The 21291-nt window shown below is 33.6% G+C and carries 18 protein-coding genes and 1 tRNA gene; 9 read left to right on the forward strand and 10 right to left on the reverse strand.

The genetic code is table 11. The features are described from left to right. Positions 1-106: 106 nt before the first annotated feature. Positions 107-1177, forward strand: coding sequence for a M42 family metallopeptidase (locus tag V7S79_RS02720; protein ID WP_459489015.1), 1071 nt, complete (start codon positions 107-109; stop codon positions 1175-1177). 67 nt (positions 1178-1244) lie between these two features. Here V7S79_RS02720 and leuB read toward each other — a convergent pair whose 3' ends face one another. The 6 genes from leuB to rhaT all read right to left on the reverse strand — a co-directional run bounded on the left by leuB (position 1245) and on the right by rhaT (position 8103). Then, the gene (leuB, locus tag V7S79_RS02725) at positions 1245-2318 is read right to left on the reverse strand and encodes a 3-isopropylmalate dehydrogenase (RefSeq protein WP_459489016.1); all 1074 of its coding nucleotides are present in this window, start codon (positions 2316-2318) and stop codon (positions 1245-1247) included. A gap of 17 nt (positions 2319-2335) precedes the next feature. Next, entirely contained in the window at positions 2336-3886 is a 1551-nt protein-coding gene (locus V7S79_RS02730; RefSeq protein WP_459489017.1) for an alpha-isopropylmalate synthase regulatory domain-containing protein, read from the reverse strand. Then, positions 3855-4445 (reverse strand): 3-isopropylmalate dehydratase small subunit, encoded by a 591-nt coding sequence (gene leuD / locus V7S79_RS02735; RefSeq protein WP_459489018.1) that lies wholly within the window; start codon positions 4443-4445, stop codon positions 3855-3857. Before leuD ends, V7S79_RS02730 begins: the two co-directional genes overlap by 32 nt. 21 nt (positions 4446-4466) lie before the next feature. Continuing rightward, positions 4467-5870: a 3-isopropylmalate dehydratase large subunit gene (gene leuC, locus V7S79_RS02740; protein WP_459489019.1), complete on the reverse strand. Its 1404-nt coding sequence runs from the start codon at positions 5868-5870 to the stop codon at positions 4467-4469. Positions 5871-6017: 147 nt separating this feature from the next. Next, positions 6018-7049, reverse strand: coding sequence for a GntR family transcriptional regulator (locus tag V7S79_RS02745; RefSeq protein ID WP_459489020.1), 1032 nt, complete (start codon positions 7047-7049; stop codon positions 6018-6020). A 1-nt stretch (position 7050) separates the two neighbouring features. Next, positions 7051-8103 carry an L-rhamnose/proton symporter RhaT gene (gene rhaT / locus V7S79_RS02750; RefSeq protein WP_459489021.1) on the reverse strand — a complete coding sequence of 351 codons (1053 nt, stop codon included), beginning with the start codon at positions 8101-8103 and terminating at the stop codon, positions 7051-7053. Positions 8104-8325: 222 nt separating this feature from the next. On the opposite strand from rhaT, the gene V7S79_RS02755 reads away from it, so the two are divergent. From V7S79_RS02755 to V7S79_RS02790, 8 genes are all read left to right on the forward strand, one after another. Then, positions 8326-8399: transfer RNA gene (locus tag V7S79_RS02755), tRNA-Ile, on the forward strand. A gap of 101 nt (positions 8400-8500) precedes the next feature. Continuing rightward, a complete protein-coding gene (locus V7S79_RS02760) occupies positions 8501-11293 on the forward strand; it encodes a DUF1549 domain-containing protein (protein WP_459489022.1) in 2793 nt (930 codons plus the stop codon). 16 nt (positions 11294-11309) lie between these two features. Further along, positions 11310-12740, forward strand: a complete 1431-nt coding sequence (locus V7S79_RS02765; protein ID WP_459489023.1) for a DUF1501 domain-containing protein — start codon at positions 11310-11312, stop codon at positions 12738-12740. 69 nt (positions 12741-12809) lie between these two features. Further along, positions 12810-14069: an HD domain-containing protein gene (locus V7S79_RS02770; RefSeq protein ID WP_459489024.1), complete on the forward strand. Its 1260-nt coding sequence runs from the start codon at positions 12810-12812 to the stop codon at positions 14067-14069. A 27-nt stretch (positions 14070-14096) separates the two neighbouring features. Continuing rightward, entirely contained in the window at positions 14097-15113 is a 1017-nt protein-coding gene (gene lpxD / locus V7S79_RS02775) for a UDP-3-O-(3-hydroxymyristoyl)glucosamine N-acyltransferase (RefSeq protein WP_459489025.1), read from the forward strand. A 21-nt stretch (positions 15114-15134) separates the two neighbouring features. Next, a complete protein-coding gene (locus V7S79_RS02780; protein ID WP_459489026.1) occupies positions 15135-16529 on the forward strand; it encodes a bifunctional UDP-3-O-[3-hydroxymyristoyl] N-acetylglucosamine deacetylase/3-hydroxyacyl-ACP dehydratase in 1395 nt (464 codons plus the stop codon). Positions 16530-16538: 9 nt separating this feature from the next. Then, the gene (lpxA, locus tag V7S79_RS02785; RefSeq protein ID WP_459489027.1) at positions 16539-17309 is read left to right on the forward strand and encodes an acyl-ACP--UDP-N-acetylglucosamine O-acyltransferase; all 771 of its coding nucleotides are present in this window, start codon (positions 16539-16541) and stop codon (positions 17307-17309) included. Between the two features lie 2 nt (positions 17310-17311). Further along, complete coding sequence (locus V7S79_RS02790; protein ID WP_459489028.1) at positions 17312-17932, forward strand: ABC transporter ATP-binding protein; 621 nt, start codon at positions 17312-17314, stop codon at positions 17930-17932. 236 nt (positions 17933-18168) lie between these two features. Here the strand turns inward: V7S79_RS02790 and V7S79_RS02795 are convergent, their stop codons facing one another. Genes V7S79_RS02795 through V7S79_RS02810 form a run of 4 tightly spaced genes read right to left on the reverse strand, consistent with a single transcriptional unit; the run spans position 18169 to position 21250 of the window. Then, on the reverse strand, positions 18169-18876 hold the full coding sequence (locus tag V7S79_RS02795; protein WP_459489029.1) for an ABC-2 transporter permease: 708 nt from the start codon (positions 18874-18876) through the stop codon (positions 18169-18171). Positions 18877-18880: 4 nt separating this feature from the next. Continuing rightward, a complete protein-coding gene (locus tag V7S79_RS02800) occupies positions 18881-19426 on the reverse strand; it encodes a DUF4199 domain-containing protein (protein ID WP_459489030.1) in 546 nt (181 codons plus the stop codon). A 3-nt stretch (positions 19427-19429) separates the two neighbouring features. Then, a complete protein-coding gene (locus tag V7S79_RS02805; RefSeq protein ID WP_459489031.1) occupies positions 19430-19945 on the reverse strand; it encodes a hypothetical protein in 516 nt (171 codons plus the stop codon). 9 nt (positions 19946-19954) lie between these two features. Beyond that, on the reverse strand, positions 19955-21250 hold the full coding sequence (locus tag V7S79_RS02810) for a dihydroorotase (protein ID WP_459489032.1): 1296 nt from the start codon (positions 21248-21250) through the stop codon (positions 19955-19957). Positions 21251-21291: the final 41 nt, after the last annotated feature.

Here is a 21291-nt window from a genome sequence, read left to right on the forward strand (position 1 = left end):
AATTAAGTTTAAAATTGAAGCAAAAAAGATTAATTTATTTTTTTCCTAATAAAAAGATAATTTAAAGACAGCTTATTAACTTGCATCTTAAATAAAATTGAAAGAAATGGCAGATAAAGCAAATGAATTTTTATACAAGTATCTTAATAATGCATCCCCTACTGGATTTGAAGCTTCCGGACAGCAAATTTGGTTGGATTATTTAAAACCCTATTTAGATGAAAAAATAATTGATGTTTATGGAACAGCTGTGGCTGTCATAAACCCAGGACAAAAATACAAAGTAGTCATTGAAGCTCATGCGGATGAAATTTCTTGGTTTGTAAATTATATTGATGAGAACGGTTATTTATTCTTACGTAGAAATGGCGGATCTGACGCTTTAATCGCACCTTCTATGCGAGCAAATATCCATACAAAAGATAAAATTATTAAAGGTGTTTTTGGATGGCCGGCCATTCATGTTAGAGATATCACCAAAGATAAAGCACCAGGAATTTCTGATATTTTTATCGATTGTGGAGCTGCCAATAAACAAGAAGTGGAAGAAATGGGAATTCACGTAGGAACAGTGGTTACTTTCGAAGATGGCTTAATGGAATTAAACAATAAATATCTTGTGGGAAGGGCCTTGGATAATCGTATAGGTGGATATATGATTGCAGAAGTTGCTAGAAGATTAAAAGAAAATAATATTCAGTTACCATATACACTCTATGTTGTCAATTCAGTTCAGGAAGAAATTGGATTACGTGGTGCAGAAATGATTGTTAAACGCCTAAAACCTGATTTAGCATTTATTACAGATGTAACTCACGATACACAATCGCCTATGTATAACAAAAAAACACAAGGTGATATGGCTTGTGGAAAAGGACCCGTTATATGTTATGGTCCAGCAGTTCAGAATAACGTTAGAGACTTTATTATTGATGTCGCAAAAGAAAAGAGCATAGCATTCCAAAGACAAGCTGTTTCTAGGTCGACGGGTACAGATACTGACTCGTTTGCTTATGCAACAGAAGGAGTTGCATCAGCTTTGATTTCATTACCTTTAAAATATATGCATACGACCGTTGAAACAATTGCCAAAACAGATATGGAAGCGGTAATTGATTTAATTTATGAATGTTTGTTGAAAATTAATGGAGATGAGGATTTTAGATATTTCTCTTAATCTCTAGAAATAAAAAAGTCCTAGCCTTTAAAAGCTAGGACTTTTTATTTTATTCAAAATGAATCAATTATATCAATTTCAAAATTTCTTCACCAATTGCATCTGTTCCTAAAATCATAGAAGGATCTGTCGTCGAATCAGCAATATCTCTTGTTCTGAAACCTTTTTTCAAAACTTGATCAACAGCATTAATAACTACTTCCGACTCCTCTTTTAACCCGAAAGAAATATCTAATAATAAAGCAGCAGATAAAACTGAAGCCATTGGATTGGCTAATCCTTTTCCAGTGATATCGTGCGCAGAACCATGAATAGGCTCATAAACGCCCGTTCCATCTCCTATAGATGCTGATGCCAACATACCCATAGAACCAGCAATTTGAGAAGCTTCGTCTGTCAAAATATCACCAAATAAATTAGCTGTTACTACTACATCAAAGCGTTTTGGATCTTTGATTAATAACATAGCTGTAGCATCTACAAATTGGTATTCAACTTCTACATCTGGGTATTCTAAAGCTAACTTTTGAATTTCTTCTCTCCATAAACGCGAAGATTCCAAAACATTTGCCTTATCAACCGAAACTAATTTTTTATTACGTGTTCTTGCTGCCTCAAAAGCTTTACGTCCAATTCTTTCTACTTCATAACGGCTATATTCAGCCACATCATAAGCTGTATCTCCATTATTCTTTCTTCCTTTCTCTCCAAAATAAATATCACCAGTCAGTTCACGGAAGAACAAAATATCTGCTCCTTTTAAAATTTCAGGTTTGATACTAGAAGCACTTAACAACTCATCAAATAATTTAATCGGTCTTAAATTAGCATAAAGGCCTAATTCTTTACGCATTTTTAACAAACCTTGCTCAGGACGTACTTTCGCAGATGGATCATTGTCATATTTTGGATGCCCTACAGCACCAAATAAAACAGCATCCGAATTCTTCATTTTTTCCAAGGATTCAGCAGGAAGAGGATCACCTGTTGCTTCAATAGCCACGTGTCCGATTAATGCCTCATCATAGGTAAAATCATGATTAAATCGAGCAGCGATTTTATCTAATACCTTCTTACCAACTGCTGTTACTTCTTGTCCAATTCCGTCACCAGGGACGATTAAAATATGCTTTTTTGCCATTATATTATATGTATTTACTAAATCAAATTCAACATTTTCTGCGTCGCCTTAATAGCTGAAACAGTTTGATCACAATCTAAACCTCTTGTGATTAATTCTTTAGTGCCTGTATGCCAAGTAATAATTGTTTCACAAAGTGCATCCGATTCTCCTCCAGGAGGAATACGAACAGCATAATCTTTCAATTGAGGTAAAACTTTACCATTTTTTTGAAAAACAATTTGTAGTGCTTTCATAAAAGCATCATATTGACCGTCACCTTGAGCGTGTTCTTCAAAGGTTTCTCCATCTATGGAAATCTTTAACGTTACAGAAGGACGTAATTCTTTGGAGTGAGTCAAAACATAATTGATTACCTGTACTCTTTCGTTGATGGCATTACTGTCTAGCACATCTGAAATAATATAAGGTAAATCATTGGGAGTAACGACCTCTTTTTTATCGCCTAATTCAATGATTCTTTGAGTCACTTTTTTCAAATCCTCATCTGAAAGTTGAATTCCTAATTGCAATAAATTATTTTCAATATTTGCTTTACCACTCGTTTTGCCTAAGGCATATTTACGCTCGCGGCCAAATCGCTCTGGCATCAAATCGTTGTGGTATAAATTATTCTTTTTATCTCCATCTGCATGAATACCTGCAGTTTGAGTAAATACATTTTCTCCAACAACGGGTTTATTCACTGGGATTCTAAAACCAGAGAATGTTTCAACTAATTTACTAACAGTATAAAGAGATTTTTCTACTACATTGGTTTGCACATTTTTCATGTAATCATTTAAAACCGCAATAACACTAGCCAAAGGAGCATTTCCCGCTCTTTCGCCCATTCCGTTAATAGTTAAATGTAGACCATGACAACCACTTGCCACAGCTTCAATGGCATTGGCAGTTCCTAAATCATAATCATTGTGTGCATGAAAATCGAAATGAACACCCGGATAAAGTGCTACTAATTCAGTAATAAATTCGCGAACCTCTGAAGGAATTAAAACGCCTAATGTATCCGGCAATAAAACTCTTTTAATGGGTTGATCTTTTAGAAAATTCAAGTAATCAATCACATATTCCTTGCTATTTCGCATGCCATTGGACCAATCTTCCAAGTACACATTAACTTCTAAACCTTTCGATTTAGCAAGCTCTATGGTTTCTTTAATTTCCTTAAAATGTTGCTCAGGTGATTTCTTCAACTGATGTTTCAAATGATTGAGAGAACCTTTGGTTAAAAGATTCATCACTTTCGCACCAGCATCTAACATCCATTGAACAGATGTACCTCCATCAACAAATGTTAAAACTTCTACTTGATCTAAATACCCGTTTAATGAAGCCCATTCGGTTATTTTCTTCACTGCCAAAAATTCTCCTTCAGAAACACGAGCAGAGGCAATTTCAATCCGATCAACTTTCAATTCAGTTAACAATAATTGCGCAATGGTTAATTTTTCTGAGGCAGAAAAAGACACTCCGCTGGTTTGTTCACCATCTCGGAGTGTCGTATCCATTATTTCAATATGTCTTTTCAAAGGATTATCTATTGGAAGCAAATGTTTTGATTTCATCCTTCATTGCTTGAAGGTAATCGATATCATCAAAACCATTTAATAAATTATGTTTTTTGTACCCATTGATCGCAAAAGATTCACTAGCACCTGAAGCAAGAATGGTGATTTTTTGTTCTTCCAAGTTTACTTCAATTTCAGATTTAGGATCTTTTTCAATTTGAGTAAAGATTTGATCTAAAAATTCAGCGCTAACTTGAACAGGTAAAATACCTACGTTGATACAGTTATTTCTGAAAATATCTGCGAAGAAACTTGAAACAACACAACGGAAACCATAATCATATACAGCCCAAGCAGCATGCTCTCTACTTGAACCACTTCCAAAGTTTTTTCCACCCACTAAAATCTTTCCTGAATAAATAGGATTATTTAAGATAAAATCTGCTTTTGGTTGATCATTTGAATCATATCTCCAATCGCGAAATAAATTATCACCAAAACCTTTTCTTTCAGTTGCCTTCAAAAAACGAGCGGGTATGATTTGGTCGGTATCAACATTCTCAATGGGTAATGGTACTGCTGAACTTTTTAAAATTGTAAATTTATCGTAAGCCATGTCTAGCGTATTTAATTAATATTATAAAAACTCTCTTGGATCTGTTACAACTCCGTTAATAGCAGCTGCTGCAGCTACTAAAGGACTAGCTAATAGAGTTCTAGATCCAGGACCTTGACGTCCTTCAAAGTTTCTGTTTGAAGTACTAACAGCATATTTTCCTACAGGAATTTTATCATCATTCATGGCTAAACAAGCTGAACAACCTGGTTGACGTAATTCAAATCCTGCATCAATTAGGATATCATAGATTCCTTCATCTTTGATTTGTTTTTCAACGATATGAGAACCAGGAACTACCCAAGCAGTTACGTGATCCGCCTTTTTACGTCCTTTTACGATGGAAGCAAATGCTCTAAAATCCTCTATACGTCCATTGGTACAAGAACCAATAAATACATAATCCACTTTTTTACCAATCATCGAATCATCTTCTGAAAAGCCCATATATTGTAAGGATTTTTCATAAGTTGCTGCTCCACCTTCTACATCACCTGATTTTGGAATATGCTTAGAAATACCGATTCCCATTCCTGGATTTGTACCGTAGGTAATCATCGGTTCAATATCTGAAGCATTGAAATTGATTTCAGAATCAAATTGAGCACCAGTATCCGTTTTTAAAGTCTTCCAATAAGCTAATTGCTTATCCCAATCTGCCCCTTTAGGTGCTAATTCACGACCATCGATGTAATCAAAAGTAGTTTGATCAGGTGCAATCATTCCACCACGAGCTCCCATCTCAATACTTAAATTACAAACCGTCATACGGCCTTCCATCGACATTTTTTCAAAAACATCTCCAGCATATTCTACAAAATAACCAGTAGCACCTGAAGTTGTTAATTTAGCAATAATATATAAAGCCACATCTTTGGGTGTAACACCTTTACCCAATTGACCATTTACATTAATGCGCATTTTCTTCGGTTTTGGCTGCATAATGCATTGCGACGAAAGCACCATTTCCACCTCTGAAGTTCCAATACCAAAAGCAATTGCTCCGAAAGCACCGTGGGTAGATGTATGAGAATCACCACAAACAATGGTCATACCTGGTAATGTGATACCATTCTCTGGCCCTACTACGTGGACAATACCATTTTTGGGATTTCCTAAACCCCAATGAGAAATGCCATACTTAGCTGTATTGGTCTCTAATTGCTTTAATTGATTAGCCGACAAAGGATCTTCAACCGGTAAATGTTGATTGATTGTTGGAGTATTGTGATCTGCTGTTGCAAAAGTAAATTCAGGAAACATGACACCAATACCTCTTTGCTCTAAACCCAAAAAGGCAACTGGACTAGTTACTTCATGAATAAAATGGCGATCGATGAAAAATACATCAGGTCCATCTTCTATTTTACGAACTACATGCGAGTCCCACACTTTGTCGAATAAGGTTTTTGGAGAGTTACTCATTTTTATAATTTTATTATTATTTAAGCAAATACTTAAGAATCAAACAACAAAAATGCTATTTTTTTACGATTAAAACAAAATAATTAAGACATCTAATCCGCAAATTCCCAAATTTTATTAGGCAAATAGACAAGTTTGAATGGAAAATCAAATGGAATCTCTAGGAATTACTTTAAATGGATTTTCTATGTGCTCTTTCGAATTCCCTTTTATCAAATTCGCTACTGTAGAACCCAAATTAACAAAGTCGGTGGATATGGTTGTAATTCCTCTAAACAACAATCGTTTAAGCGGGGTTTCATTGTAGGATATAATGCCGACATCTTTACCAATTTCTAATTTTGATTCCAAAATTTTATCCAACAAAAGGATTAAATCGTTTTCCATGACACAAATGTACAATTCACCTTTTTTGGGAGTGATATCTTTCGCGGAGGATAAAATTTCTCTTTCAAAGCCATTATTTTGGCAAAAACGCATAAAACCATTGACAATTTCCAAAGGATAATAACTTGTATTCGGAAAAATGATTTTTAATATTCTATATTTTTTAAGCGAATCTGAAATTTGACTTAAAGCTTCGTAAATATCTTTTTCGAAATTTTCATAAACAGCACCAAAATTACCTTGAATATCAGGAATCAATTTATCCACTAAATACAATTTTTCCTTGGGCAAATGATTAATCAATTCGCGGGCATTCTCCTCTCCTTCTAAAAAATGTGGAATAATCACGATATGCGAGTAATCACGATCCCTAGACTGAATAATCTTTTTGAATAAATTAAAATCATTGTTGTAAATAAAAAAATCGACACTGGCATTTTCACCTAATTCCTCAACAAACGAATCGTATATGATTTTTTTGTGCTCACTTAGTTTATTAAACAATAAAAAAACTCTTAAATCGAACGTTAAATTATCTACATTAATGTAAAAACCTTTACCTCTAACTGATGCTATAATGCCTTTAGATTTTAGATAATTATAAGATTTTTCAACGGTTATTCTTGAAATATAATTTTCAAAGCTTAACTCATTGATGGAAGGTAATACATCACCTTTTTTAATCTTTTTAGTCCTTATCCCTTCTATAACAGAATTAGCAATTTGCAAATACTTAGGGGTAGACGAAAAAGCATCTATTTGAAGAAGATTAAAGAGATTTATATCGTTCATTTTAATTTAGAGAATTGCCAATGCCAACAATAATGACAGATAATAAAATTACAACAATTCCTGAGATAATGGTTCGCATGGTATTTTTGGAAACACCTTGCCATTCTTTAAAATAAATACCCCACACATTGGAAGTTAAAATAATAGTAGCCATGTGTAAAATCCAAGAACTAGCTCCATTGCCCAATTTACTTTCACCCATGCCATAAAAGAAAAATTGCAAAAACCAGGTTGTTCCAGCAACCGCAGCAAACAAATAATTCATTTTAAGAGGAGAATTTTGATTTAAATAATCGCCAAAAGTTTTATTAGAGAAATTCAAATACATACACCAAATGAAATTGGTTGTAAATCCGCCCCAAAGAACTACGATAAAAATAACATTATTTTGAAATAATGGATCGCATCCTTTGAGAATTGCATGATCCGCCATCAATTTACCAGCTTCTAAACCAAAATTAAAACAGGCAGATAATAAACCAGAAATTGTTGCAACTATTAATCCTTTGGTAAGGCTAAATTCTTTAATACTTAATTTCTTTTGCTCATCTGACAATTCATTTTCCTTCATCATTCCAGCTTTACCACACAAATAAATTCCTAAAAGGCATACCAAAATCCCAAAAAGCACCCATCTGCCACCAGTACTTCCTGCAATGGAGGAAATCGTATCACCAGCCACTCCAGTAATTTCTCTGTAAATTGGAGGCACAAGTGCTCCAAAAATACTACATAGACTTAATGCAATGGACATCCCCAAAGACATTCCCAAATACCGCATTGCTAAACCAAAAGTCAAACCACCAATTCCCCATAAAACACCAAAAGCATAGGTCCAAAATAAAATATCTGATTCTGTTTGTTGAATAATACCCATGAAATCAGGTATTGTTAAATAAGCAGCTAGAAAAGGAACCAAAATCCATGAAAAAACACCTCCTACAATCCAGGCACTTTCCCAAGACCAAACTTGAATTTTACGATATGGAATGTAAAAACTACCTGAGGCAAATCCTCCCAAGCTGTGAAATAATAATCCTAAAATTGCTCCCATGGTTAATAAGTTATAGATTTTGTTTTATAAAGTTTGTTTCAGATAAAATTTACTTATTCTAAGAATTAATTCAACAAAAATATACAATCTTCCATTTCTAACTATGATTCCTCATGTAAGGATAGTTATATCTCAAATCTTGAAAAGAATAATTTTTGACAAAATGTTTCCTAAAAGATTCATTTTGATTACTTTTGCACCACATTAGTGTTATTCTAATGAGGACTTGTAGCTCAGCTGGTTAGAGCACCTGACTCATAATCAGGGGGTCCATGGTTCGAGCCCATGCTGGTCCACACTTAATAATCAAACACTTATCAATTAATGATAAGTGTTTTTTTTTGATTTAATTTTAGTAATTTCCATTTTTAAACCTATCAAACTATCTCCTTTTTGAATGTCTCCTATTTCAAGTCAACTTGATATTCTAGGATTGTTGGGCCGTTGCCACCCAATTATGGTTCACTTACCCATAAGTTTATTATGGCTAGCTTTTGTTTTTGAAATCATTTCATTCAAACAAAAAAATGATCCTCTTCGACTAGCAATCTCATATACTATGTATATTTCAGCCATATCGGCTTTGATCTCCATTGGATTAGGTTTTATATTAATCAATCAGGAAGAATATACAAGTAATACCTCCAAGATACATTTGTGGTTAGGCGTTTTTACGGGTCTAATGGCTAGCATAAGTACCCTAGCTCATTTTTTTGATGAAAAAAAATCATTTCAATTAACCCTTTTAATCAGTGTTATTTCGGTAAGCTTAACAGGACATTACGGTGCCTTAATAACGCACGGTGAAAATTATTTATCACTAAAACCTGAAATACCGAAAGTAATCAAGAATGATTCTGCAGAAACTGATAGCGTGAATGAAAAAAAATCAATAAAAATTATAAATAAGGAAGATCAATTATCCATAGACGCAATCAAGATTATTAATCGTTATTGCATTGATTGCCACGGAAGTAAAAAAATAAAAGGAAAATTACGATTAGACACCCCATTTTATACGCTCAAAGGTGGCGAAAATGGACCTGTGATAGAAATTGGTCATCCTGAAAAAAGTGAATTGATTCGAAGAGTTTTACTCCCTGCTGACGATGAAGATGCTATGCCTATAAAGGGAAAGCGTTTGAACAAACATGAAATTTCCATTTTAAAATCTTGGATCAAAATGGGTGCCAAATGGCCAAATGTAAATAATACATTAAACATCAAGTCATCAAGCAATCAAAAAGAATATTTTGAAAATAATCCAAGGATTCAAAACAATACAGACTTATCAGAAAATCAAATTTCAACTAATACAACTCCAGATAATAAATTATCCGATAGTCAAATCGCTGAATTAAATATCAAAGTACGTACCATATTAGCCCATAATTGTTACAGCTGTCATGACGCCCAAAAGTCAAAAGGAGGTTTACGTTTGGACAAAAAAGAATTCATTTTTAAGGGTGGTAAAAACGGACCTATTTTAATTGCAGGTCAACCTGAAAACAGTGAATTAATTCGACGAATAAAATTGCCTGCGGATGATGAAGATGCTATGCCAACAAAAGGCAAAAGAATTCCAAAGGAAGAAATAGAATTATTATCTTTTTGGATTAAATCAGGTGCTCCATGGCCCTTAGGACCTGAAAAAAGCCTTTATAGAGTGGCTGATATGGCGCCTAGATTACCCGAAATACCTCAAAATCAAACGAAATTCAAAAATCCAATCGACTATTTTGTCAATCAGTATTTTCAAAAAAATAAAATTCAATGGAAAAATGATGTGGATGATCAGATTTTCTTACGAAGGATTTATTTAGATATTATAGGATTATTGCCGACTCCGCAGCAAAAAACAGAGTTCCTACAAGACAAAAATCCCAACAAAAGAACGATATTAGCTAAGAAATTATTGGATAATAATTCAGCATATACGCAACATTGGTTAAGCTTTTGGAACGATTTATTAAGAAATGATTATTCAGGAACAGGATATATCACGAATGGACGATTTGGAATTACAAAATGGTTATACCAATCGCTCAAATCGAATAAATCATACAATCAATTGGTCAAAGAATTAATTAATCCCAAAACAGAATCACAAGGATTTATTAAAGGTATTGCATGGAGAGGTACTATTAATTCTAGCCAAAGCACAGAAATGCAAGCAGCGCAAAATGTTTCTCAAGTATTTTTTGGTTTGAATTTAAAATGTGCTTCCTGCCATGATAGCTTTATCAATGATTGGAAATTAGAAGATGCTTACAATTTTGCCAATATTTTTGCTGAAAACAATCTTGAAATACATCATTGTGATGTTCCTACGGGTAAAATGGCTACTCGAAAGGTCTTATATCACAAAGAACTTGGTGAATTAAAAGAGTCGCCAATTACTTCAGAAAGACTTATTCAATTGTCCAATATTATTGTGCAGAAAAAAAATGGTCGACTATATCGAACATTTGTGAATCGAATTTGGGCACAATTAATGGGAAGAGGAATTGTGGAACCTGTAGATGCAATGGATAATGCTCCTTGGAGTCAAGATTTATTGGATTGGCTAGCTTATCAATTTTCAGAAAATGATGGAGATATCAAAAAATTAATCTATCAAATTGTTACCTCGAAAATATATCAGCAACCCAGTTTTGGCATAAAAGAAGCCCAAATGCTAACATCTTCTAATTTCATTTTTAAAGGAATGCTTAAAAGAAGGTTAACTGCAGAGCAATTTTCAGATGCCGTCAGTCAAACATTTTCACCATTATATTTAGAAAATAATTTGGAAGTCAAAAACTTACCCGATCAAATTAAAAATGAGATTCCATTTGTTCGAGCAAGTTTAGTAAGAAATGATGTATTCTTAACCTCCTTAGGTCGGCCAAATAGAGAAACAGTCAGTACAAGTAGAACTTCGCAAGCCAATTTATTGCAAGCTTTAGAATTGACCAATGGATCGAAATACAACCAAACATTGCAAACTGGCGCAAAAAAATGGATTGCTAGTTATCAAAATAGTTCATCATTAATTCAAGATCTATATGTTGCTATTTTAGGAAGAAAACCCAATAATAGAGAACTAAGAACGGCACTCAAATTTATGGGTAATAAACCCAAAGTGGATGGAATTCAAGATTTAGTTTGGGTGATTCAATTATTACCTGAATTTCAATTAATCATTTAATTTTAAATGTATCAATATGAAAACCCAATGGAATAGAAGGGAATTTTTACAGCATTCAAGTTTGGCAACCATAGCAGCGCTGGGTTACAACTCTCCTATTCAACAAGCAATTCATCAACCGCAAGATTCATTAAATAAAATTGCACCATCTGCAGATTCTGTCATTTTATTATGGATGGCTGGTGGTATGGCTCATACCGAAACATTTGATCCTAAAGCTTATACGCCCTATGAAAAAGGCATGGAAGGCAACAGAGTATTGAGTACATTTCAATCGGTACCTACCCAATTAGATGGAATTCATTTCTCAGAAGGTCTTGAATCTATTGGGCGAATCATGGACAAAGGAACATTGATCAGATCCTATGTGGCAGCCGATTTAGGGCATATTTTACATTCCAGACATCAATATAATTGGCATACTTGTTACGAGCCACCACAAACGGTAGCTGCTCCGCACATTGGAGCATGGATTGCCAAAGAATTAGGCCCAAAAAATCCAGTAATTCCTGCCTTTATAGATATTGGGCAACGATTTACCGTGGGCGAAGCAGAGGAATTAAAAGCATTTCATACCGCAGGATTCTTAGGCAATGAATTTGGACCATTTTTTATACCTGATCCAAGCCAAGGCTTAGAAAGTGTGAGACCACCTGTAGGAATGGATTTAAAAAGGTTTGAAAGTAGAAATAAACTTTACAATGAGTTAATGAAAAAAGGTCCATGGGAAGAATTTGGAAGTGATTATCAAAAAGAATCCTTGCGAAGATCCATGGAACAAGCCTACATTTTACTAAATTCACCCGAATCAAAAGCATTTAATTTATCTGATGAACCTAAAGAAAGCTATGATATTTACAATACAGGAAAATTTGGATTAGGTTGTCTTTTAGCAAGGCGCCTCATAGAACAAGGAGCTAGATTTATTTCAGTTACAACTGAATATGAGCCCTTTGTTGGATTTGATACACATGAAAATGGCCATACGAGAATGGCTGGAATGAAAAAACTGATTGATGCCCCCATTGCACAATTGATTAAAGATTTAGACAAAAGCGGCCGATTAGATAAAACATTAATCATTTTAGCTTCGGAATTTAGTCGAGATATGATGGTGGAAGGTCGTCCAGGTGCCAAGGTAAAAGAACAAGTGAATCAACCTGATATATTGAATGATATAAAATTTTACGGAATGCATCGGCATTTTACAGATGGTTGCTCCATGCTAATGTTTGGTGGAGGAATTAAAAAAGGACATGTTTATGGTAAAACATCCGACGAAAGACCTTGTAAAAGCATTGAAAATCCAATAAAAATCGCAGAAGTTCATCAAACCATTTATCATGCATTGGGCATTAAACCAGATACTCAATATGAAATCGAAAAAAGGCCATTTTATACAACACCCGATGGAAAAGGAAAAGTTGTCCAAGATTTATTGATTTAGTTGAAATCAATCCTAAGTTTCAACGTAAATTAATTCAATTTTGATATTTTTGTGTATTAATTTCAATGGATGCACCCAACCAAAATTATCAATGATCCTATTTATGGTTTTATTAAAATCAACAATCCTTTTTTGTTGAAATTAATTGACCACCCTTATTTTCAAAGACTAAAGCGGATTAAGCAATTAGGATTAGCTGAATTTGTTTACCCAGGCGCTCATCATACTCGATTTCATCACGCATTAGGTGCGATGCATTTAATGGATGAAGCATTAAATAATCTACAAGCGAAAGGATATATTATTTCAGATCCAGAAAGAGAAGCCGCAGAAATCGCCATTTTACTCCATGATATTGGTCATGGTCCTTTTTCGCATGTATTGGAATATACCCTTTTGAATGATGTTCATCACGAACAGGTGTCTAATTTAATTATGCACAAATTAAATGAGCACTTCCATGGGAAATTAGATTTAGCCATTCAGATGTTTTCTGACAAGTATCCAAGAAAATTCTTTCATCAATTAATTTCATCTCAATTGGATGTTGATAGATTGGATTATTTAAGTAGAGATTCATTTTATACGGGTGTAAGAGAAGGATTCATTGGATCTGAACGTTTGTTGAGCATGTTAGATTTGGTTAATGAGCAACTTGTATTAGAAGAAAAAGGTATTTATTCCATTGAAAACTTTTTAATGGCTAGAAGATTGATGTATTGGCAAGTTTATTTGCACAAAACAGCCATATCAGCCGAAAGCATGCTGATTCAGATATTGAATCGAGCAAAAGATTTAATTCAAAAAGGAATTGAATTGCCCTGTTCTGAACCTCTCCATTTATTTTTATCTAAAACATTTACTTGGGATGAATTTAAAAATGATTCAAATCTATTAGATAATTTTACTGATTTGGATGATCATGACATTTGGGCAGCTATAAAAGCTTGGAAAAATAATTCAGATACAATACTCAAAACACTCTGTCAGCATTTTCTTCAAAGAAAATTATATACTTGCAAATTAGGATCACAGCCTATTTCAAAAGCAAAAAAGAATGAAATTGAAAGTTTAATTCAAAAACAATTAGGTGTTTCAAACGAAGATTTGAAATATTTTTTCATTGAAGGAACAACAAGCAATGCTGCTTACGTGCAAGGAGACAATACTATCAAGATCGTCGATAAACAAGGGCAAATGGTCGAGTTAGTTGAGGCATCTGATTTACCAACCATCCAAGCATTAAGTAAGATTGTAAAAAAATACTATTTTTGTTGTCCAAAGAGCGTATATTTGCAAGGCAATATAAATACGCAAATTGAAATTTAATTAATTTATTACCTTATTCATCCTTGCATGAAATTTACCGTTGAACAAATAGCGCAAATTATTAATGGTACTGTTGAAGGTAATAAATCTGCAATTATTTCCAAGTTCAATAAAATAGAAGAAGGGTCGCCAGAAAGTATTTCATTTCTTGCAAATCCCAAGTATGAATCTTTTCTATATGATTCTGATGCAACTGCGGTAATTGTCTCGAAGGATTTAGTACTAAAAAGTCAGCCTAAAGCTGCTTTAATCCGTGTAGAAGACCCTTATTTGGCTTTTACATTGTTATTACAAAAATACCAAGAAATCATCGCTTCCAATGAAGTAGGCATACACGCTACTTCTTATATTGCCGAAAATGTTCAAATAGGTGAGCAACTATTTATTGGTGCATTTTCTTCCATTGAACGAAATTGTAAAATTGGTAATAATACGAAAATACATTCCAAGGTTAGTATTGGCAAAAATGTAACTATTGGAGATAATTGTATCATCTATTCAGGAGCAGTAATTTATGCTGATTCGATTATTGGAAACAATTGTATTATACACTCCAATGCTGTTATTGGTTCAGACGGCTTTGGTTTTGCTCCTAAATCAGATGGAACATATTCTGCCATTCCTCAATTAGGGAATGTTATTTTGGAAGACTGGGTTAGTATTGGATCCAACACAACCATTGATCGAGCGACAATGGGTTCTACTAAAATTGGTAAAGGTGTTAAAATAGATAATTTAGTTCAAATAGCGCACAATGTTGAAATAGGTGCTAATACTGTAATTGCAGCTCAAACAGGTATCTCTGGCTCTACTAAGATTGGTGAAAATTGTATGTTAGGTGGCCAAGTGGGTGTAGCAGGACATATTAGTATTGCTTCCAACACAGTTGTTACCGCACAATCAGGTGTAACTAAATCAATTAAAAAAAGTGGATTAATTTTAGGTGGCACACCTGCTTCGAATAATTCAGAATATTTAAAAAGAAATGCATTAATTAGAAAACTGCCTGAAATTTTCGAAAAATTAAATCAAATTGAAAAATAATTTTGGCAGAAAAATACTCTTATGAATAATAAGCAACATACAATTACCAAATCAGTTACATTAAGTGGAGTTGGATTACATACTGGCGTAACCGCCAATATGACTTTTTTACCAGCTCCAGCAAACCATGGAATTAAATTTCAAAGGGTAGATTTACCAGGGCAACCTATTGCAGATGCTGATGTTGACAACGTAGTTGACACGTCTCGTGGAACTACTATTGAACAAAATGGAGCCCGGATCAATACGGTTGAACATGTATTAGCTGCCTTAGTTGGATTAGAAATAGATAATATCCTTATCCAATTGGACGGCCCCGAGCCTCCAATCATGGATGGAAGTTCCATTAAATTTGTTGAAGCCATCAAAGATGCTATTCCTTTAGAGCAAGAGGCACACCGTAAATTTTTTGAATTACCAACGGAAGTTCGTTTCAAAGATTTAGATAAAGACATCGAATTAGCAGCTCTTCCACTAAATGATTATCGATTAGCAGTGATGGTCGATTATAATTCCAAATTTTTATCTAGTCAACACGCCAATCTAAGTCATATTTCACAATTTGAAAAGAATTTTTCTATGTGTCGTACGTTTTGTTTCGTACACGAATTAGAATTGCTTTACAAAGCTGGACTTATTAAAGGTGGTGATTTGAATAATGCAATTGTCATTGCCGATAAAGATTATTCTGAAGCTGAATTAGCTCATTTATCGGAAGTTTTAGGTAAACCTAAAGTAAGTGTTTCGAAAGAAGTAGGTATTTTAAATAATACGAATCTACATTTTAATAACGAAATGGCACGCCATAAGTTATTGGATTTGATGGGAGATTTGGCTTTGGTAGGTAGACCGATAAAAGCACAAATTTTAGCTTCAAGACCAGGACATGCTTCCAACGTTGAATTAGCTAGAAAAATCAAGAAATTAATGCTTGAGGCTGAGAAAAATAAAGTCCCTGTTTACGATCCTAAACAGCCCCCTATTTGTAGCCACGAAAGAATTTACGAGCTATTACCTCATCGTTATCCATTTCAAATGATAGATAAAATCATTTATTTAGATGACAATTCAGTGGTGGGAGTAAAAAATGTTACAATGAATGAAAATTACTTCATGGGACATTTTCCAAATAATCCAGTAATGCCAGGAGTAATGCAGGTGGAAGCAATGGCTCAAACAGGTGGAATTTTAGTATTAAGTTCAGTGCCTGATCCAGAAAATTATTGGCCTTATTTAGTGGGTATAGAGAACTGCCGATTCAGAAAAAGTGTTATACCTGGCGATACTGTAATTTTTAGATGCGAATTAACTGCTCCTATTCGTCGTGGTATCGCAAAAATGATTGGTAAAGCTTATGTTGCAGGACAAGTAGTTTGTGAAGCTGAAATGACAGCCAGTTTAGTTAGAAAATCATAATTTATATATATGACTCATCCATTAACATTTATTTCTCCTCTTGCAAAAATTGCCGACAATGTTAAAGTTGATCCATTTACAGTTATCCATGAGGATGTTGTGATTGGAGAAGGTTCATGGATAGCTTCCAATGTTACTATTTTCCCTGGTGCAAGAATTGGAAAAAATGTTCGTATTTTTCCAGGAGCTGTAATTTCTGCAATTCCTCAGGATTTAAAATTTGGTGGTGAAAAAACCACGTTAGAAATTGGAGATAATACAACTATTAGAGAATGTGCCACATTAAACAGAGGTACAATTGATAAAAATAAAACGGTCATTGGGAAAAATTGCCTAATTATGGCTTATGTACATATTGCTCATGATTGTGTTGTGGGTGATAATTGCATCATAGCCAACTCCGTTCAAATGGCAGGACACGTAGCAGTGGGTAATTTCGCCATAATCGGTGGATCTACAGCTATACACCAATTTGCAAAAATCGGTCAACACGTGATGATTTCAGGGGGCTCATTAGTTAGAAAGGACGTACCTCCTTTTACAAAATCGGGTAGAGAACCTTTGACCTATGCTGGAATCAATTCAGTAGGTCTTCGTAGAAGAAATTTTACGGATGAAAGAATTGCTGAAGTACAAGAAATCTACCGATACATTTATCAAAAAGGTTTAAACATCAATGATGCTTTAATTCAAATTGAAGCAAATATGTCTGCATCTCCTGAAAGAGATGAAATACTAGAATTTATACGTTCTTCTGAGCGAGGAATCATGAAGGGATAACAATGAAAATTCTTGCGGATCAAATCAATAAAAAATTTCGACAAGAATACGTTATTCGTAATTTTAGCTACGAATTTAGTTCCCAATCTAAATATGCAATTTTAGGTCAAAATGGATCAGGGAAATCAACTTTATTGAAAATTCTTGGTCAGTACACATTACCTACCAAAGGAAAAATTCAGTATTTTGATGCAGAATCTAATTTGATCGATGAAGATAAAAATTTCGCTCAAGTAAGTTTTGCAGCGCCATATATCGAACAAATTGAGGAATATACATTAGAAGAATTATTGCAATTTTTAGGCTCCCTACAATATTTATCCAAGGAAATAAATCTTTCTTTTTTTGAAGATTATATTCAATTATCTCCAGCCAAAGATAAATTCATCAAAAATTACAGTTCGGGAATGCGCCAAAAAATCAAATTAGGCACAGCATTATTGAGCAATCGCCCACTCCTATTTTTAGATGAGCCAACTACAAACCTAGATTTAACTGCCAAAAAATGGTTTGAAGAGAAAATCCAATCTGTCAACAATAAAACCATTATCATCGCATCAAACGAACCAAATGAAATTGATCTTTGTGATCATTTGATTGATATTACGAAGTATAAAGCGTAAAAAAGGTAAGAGGTAAGAGGTAAGAGGTAAGAGGTAAGAGGTAAGAGGTAAGAGGTAAGAGGTAAGAGGTAAGAGGTAAGAGGTAAGAGGTAAGAGGTAAGAGGTAAGAGTTAAGAGGTAAGAGGTAAGAGGTAAGAGGTAAGAGGTAAGAGGTAAGAGGTAAGAGGTAAGAGGTAAGAGGTAAGAGGTAAGAGGTAAGAGGTGAAACTTTGAGTCTTTGTGTTTAAAAGACAATTCTAAGTCTTAGATTTTAATCTAAATAAAATAAGACTATAAATTACCAAAGAAAAACCTCCAAAAAAGAAAATATCAGAAAAGTCGATTAGACCTTTGCTCAAATTCAAAAAGTGAGATTTTAAACTAAAAAACTCAGCATCAAAACCTGAGAACGATTTCAATTCTTCTGGAATCTGAAAAAAAAGAAAATTCATAAATACTCCTAAAATAAATGCAAGGGGCTGTTTATTGGACACAACTGAAGCCAGCGAGGATAGAAATATAAATACAATAGAAATACAAATAATGGACAAATAAGCACCCATTAATAAAGAAGTATCAAAATTGTTTTTGGGACTGCCTAATTGTCCAATGGAATAGACGAATAAAAAGGTTGGCAATAAACAAGTAATTACAACCATCAATGCACTCAAAGATTTCCCAATGATTATTTGATTAAGCGATATAGGTAAAGAATTTAAAAGGCTAAATGTTTTTTGTTCAAATTCTTCTGCATATAATTTCATGCACAAAGCAGGAATGAAAAACATAAAAAACCAAGGTGAAACCTCAAAAAATACGCTTAATTCAGCAAAACCGTAATCGAAAACATTACCCTCAAAAAACCAGGTATATAAACCGATGGTAAAGAAAAAAATGGACAATAAACCTAGACCAATTAATGAACTAAAAAATGCAAAATATTCCTTTTTGAGTATTGCCCACATAGTTTTATTCAAAAATCGACTTCTCTTTTTTAATAACTAAAGAGACAATTAGGCCTAAAAGAATAGTAATAATAACACTCATAATGACAACCAAGACAAATTGAATTCCTGGACTTAACATCATTTTAGTAATTTTTTCTGCATCTTGAATTTGACTTTCAGACAAACCACTTTCCTCCATTTTTTCTCTAGCCTTCTCCAATTGCAATGTCACACTACCATTATCGATAAAGGTCAAATAAACATAATTAAATGCACCAGAAACAAGTCCTGAAATAGCTCCAATTAAGGCAGCCAATCCAAATCCTGTACCAAAGGACATAGAATCCTGATTTGCTGCTCTATATTCACGCATAGCAAATACAAGAACACTAATAACAAAAACGGTACTTAAAATGGTAGAAATCCAACCCAGTGTCTCATCAAATTGGTCAACAATTCCTGACAATTTCATAATGACGGTTAAGAGAAAATTTAATACAGCTACAATTGTACCCCATTTAAGAGCAATTAAGGCAGAAGAAGGTTTTTGATTGTCAGAAATTTCCATGATTTAATTTTTTTTATAGTAGAGAGATATTAATAAATTAGGTAAAAAAGCAAGGGCAATTTTTTGAAAAAAATCATCTTTAGCGATGCTATAAGCATTGATACTTTTAACACCGTCCACCAATTGATCAAAAAAACGTAGATCTTCTTGTAAAACGATTTGATTTTTATATTGATTTAATTCATTCAAACTTAATTGAATAAATTCATTTAATACCTGTATACCGAGACTTTGCTGATAAAATTGATATAGAATGATTGCACTAACAATTCCCACTATCGTAACAAAAAAGTACTGATAGGCAAAGAGATTCAAAAAATGCAAAGAAGATAATTTAGGATGTTTATACAAATGAAAAACTAAATACCATTGTGCGATTAATAATATAACATAACTTGGAGCCTTTTTACCTCCCAAAGGAACAATACCAAATTGATACAATAAAAAATTATAAACGACAAAACTAGCAATTACTAAAACCAACAAAATAATCACTAGCCTAAAATTCCAATGCTTCATACGAATAAATTAGTAAATAGTGATTTCTGACTGATTGATTAATGCAGCAATTCTATATTGAAAATCTGTATCAATGAAGGTTGAATTTTTTGACTTTCCAACAATATTACTTGGCTGATATTTATAAGTACTTGTTTCTTCGACAATGACACCTTTCACCATAGAATTTAAAGATAGGCTACTTTTTTCCATCTTTAAAAACTTAGCAGGACGATACGTTAATACCTCAGCAATATTAGTAAATCCTTGAACTTTAGCTTCTTGAATCAAGGCTACTAACAATGTTTCCAAACCTACTGTACCAAAAGCAGCATGATCAAACTCAATGTCCTTTAATTCAGTTTCAACCGGATGATGATCTGAAACAACAAAATCAATCGTCTGATTTTTTAATCCATTCCAAAGAGCAAGCCTATCTATTTCTGTTCTAAAAGGTGGATACACCTTTTTCAAAGTTGAAAAGTCGGACACCGCATCTTCATTAAAAATCAAATGATGAACAGCTACATCACAAGAAACAGGAAGTCCTTCTTTCTTAGCCTGATTAATTAAATCAACAGATTCCGCAGATGAAATACATGAAAAATGTAAACTGAAATTTTTATTCGCTTGTCCAAAAGAATTATTCAAAACATATCTAAGCAAATCTAAATCGCGCTTTATAGACAAAGTTTCAGATAAAGTGGGGATCCCCTTTAATCCTAGCAATGTACTCTGTAAACCTTCGTGAATTTGACCATATAGAGATAACGCTTTCGTATCTGGTTGAGAAATAACACAAACATCTAATGGTAACAAATACTGAAGCGATTTCAGCATTAAATCAGTATTGTTCAAGGTTGAACTTCCATGACTAAACCATTTGGCCCCTGCATTTGCTAAATCCAATAACTCTGAAAAGTTTTCTCCTTGGTTATCTAAAGTAAGTGGAGCTGATGGGTAAAAATTAAGTTTGAAGGAGGCTGATTTTTCACGAATATGTTGAATGGATTCAGCTGTTTGTGATAAAATAGGACTTGTTGGAAGTAATAATAAATCTAAAACTCCCCCCTTTTTAGCCGCTGTCGCCAAACTATTCCAATCTTCTAAATACTCACCACCAGGTAAGGTATGATGTACACGACAATCCACCAAACTAGGATAAAATTGAAAATTAGAGCCCTCCAATGTTTCATCCACATTCAAAGAGGATAAATCATCAGCAACTTCTTTCAATTCACCATCCTGAATAAGAAGGTCAACCTTTTGATTGAAAAAACTAGATTGGCTATCTAGAATTAAAACAGACTTAATTAAGATCCGCATGTAAATTAAAATCTAAAAAAAAGCCCTGATTATCAGGGCTT

Source organism: Aquirufa sp. ROCK-SH2 (assembly GCF_054558315.1).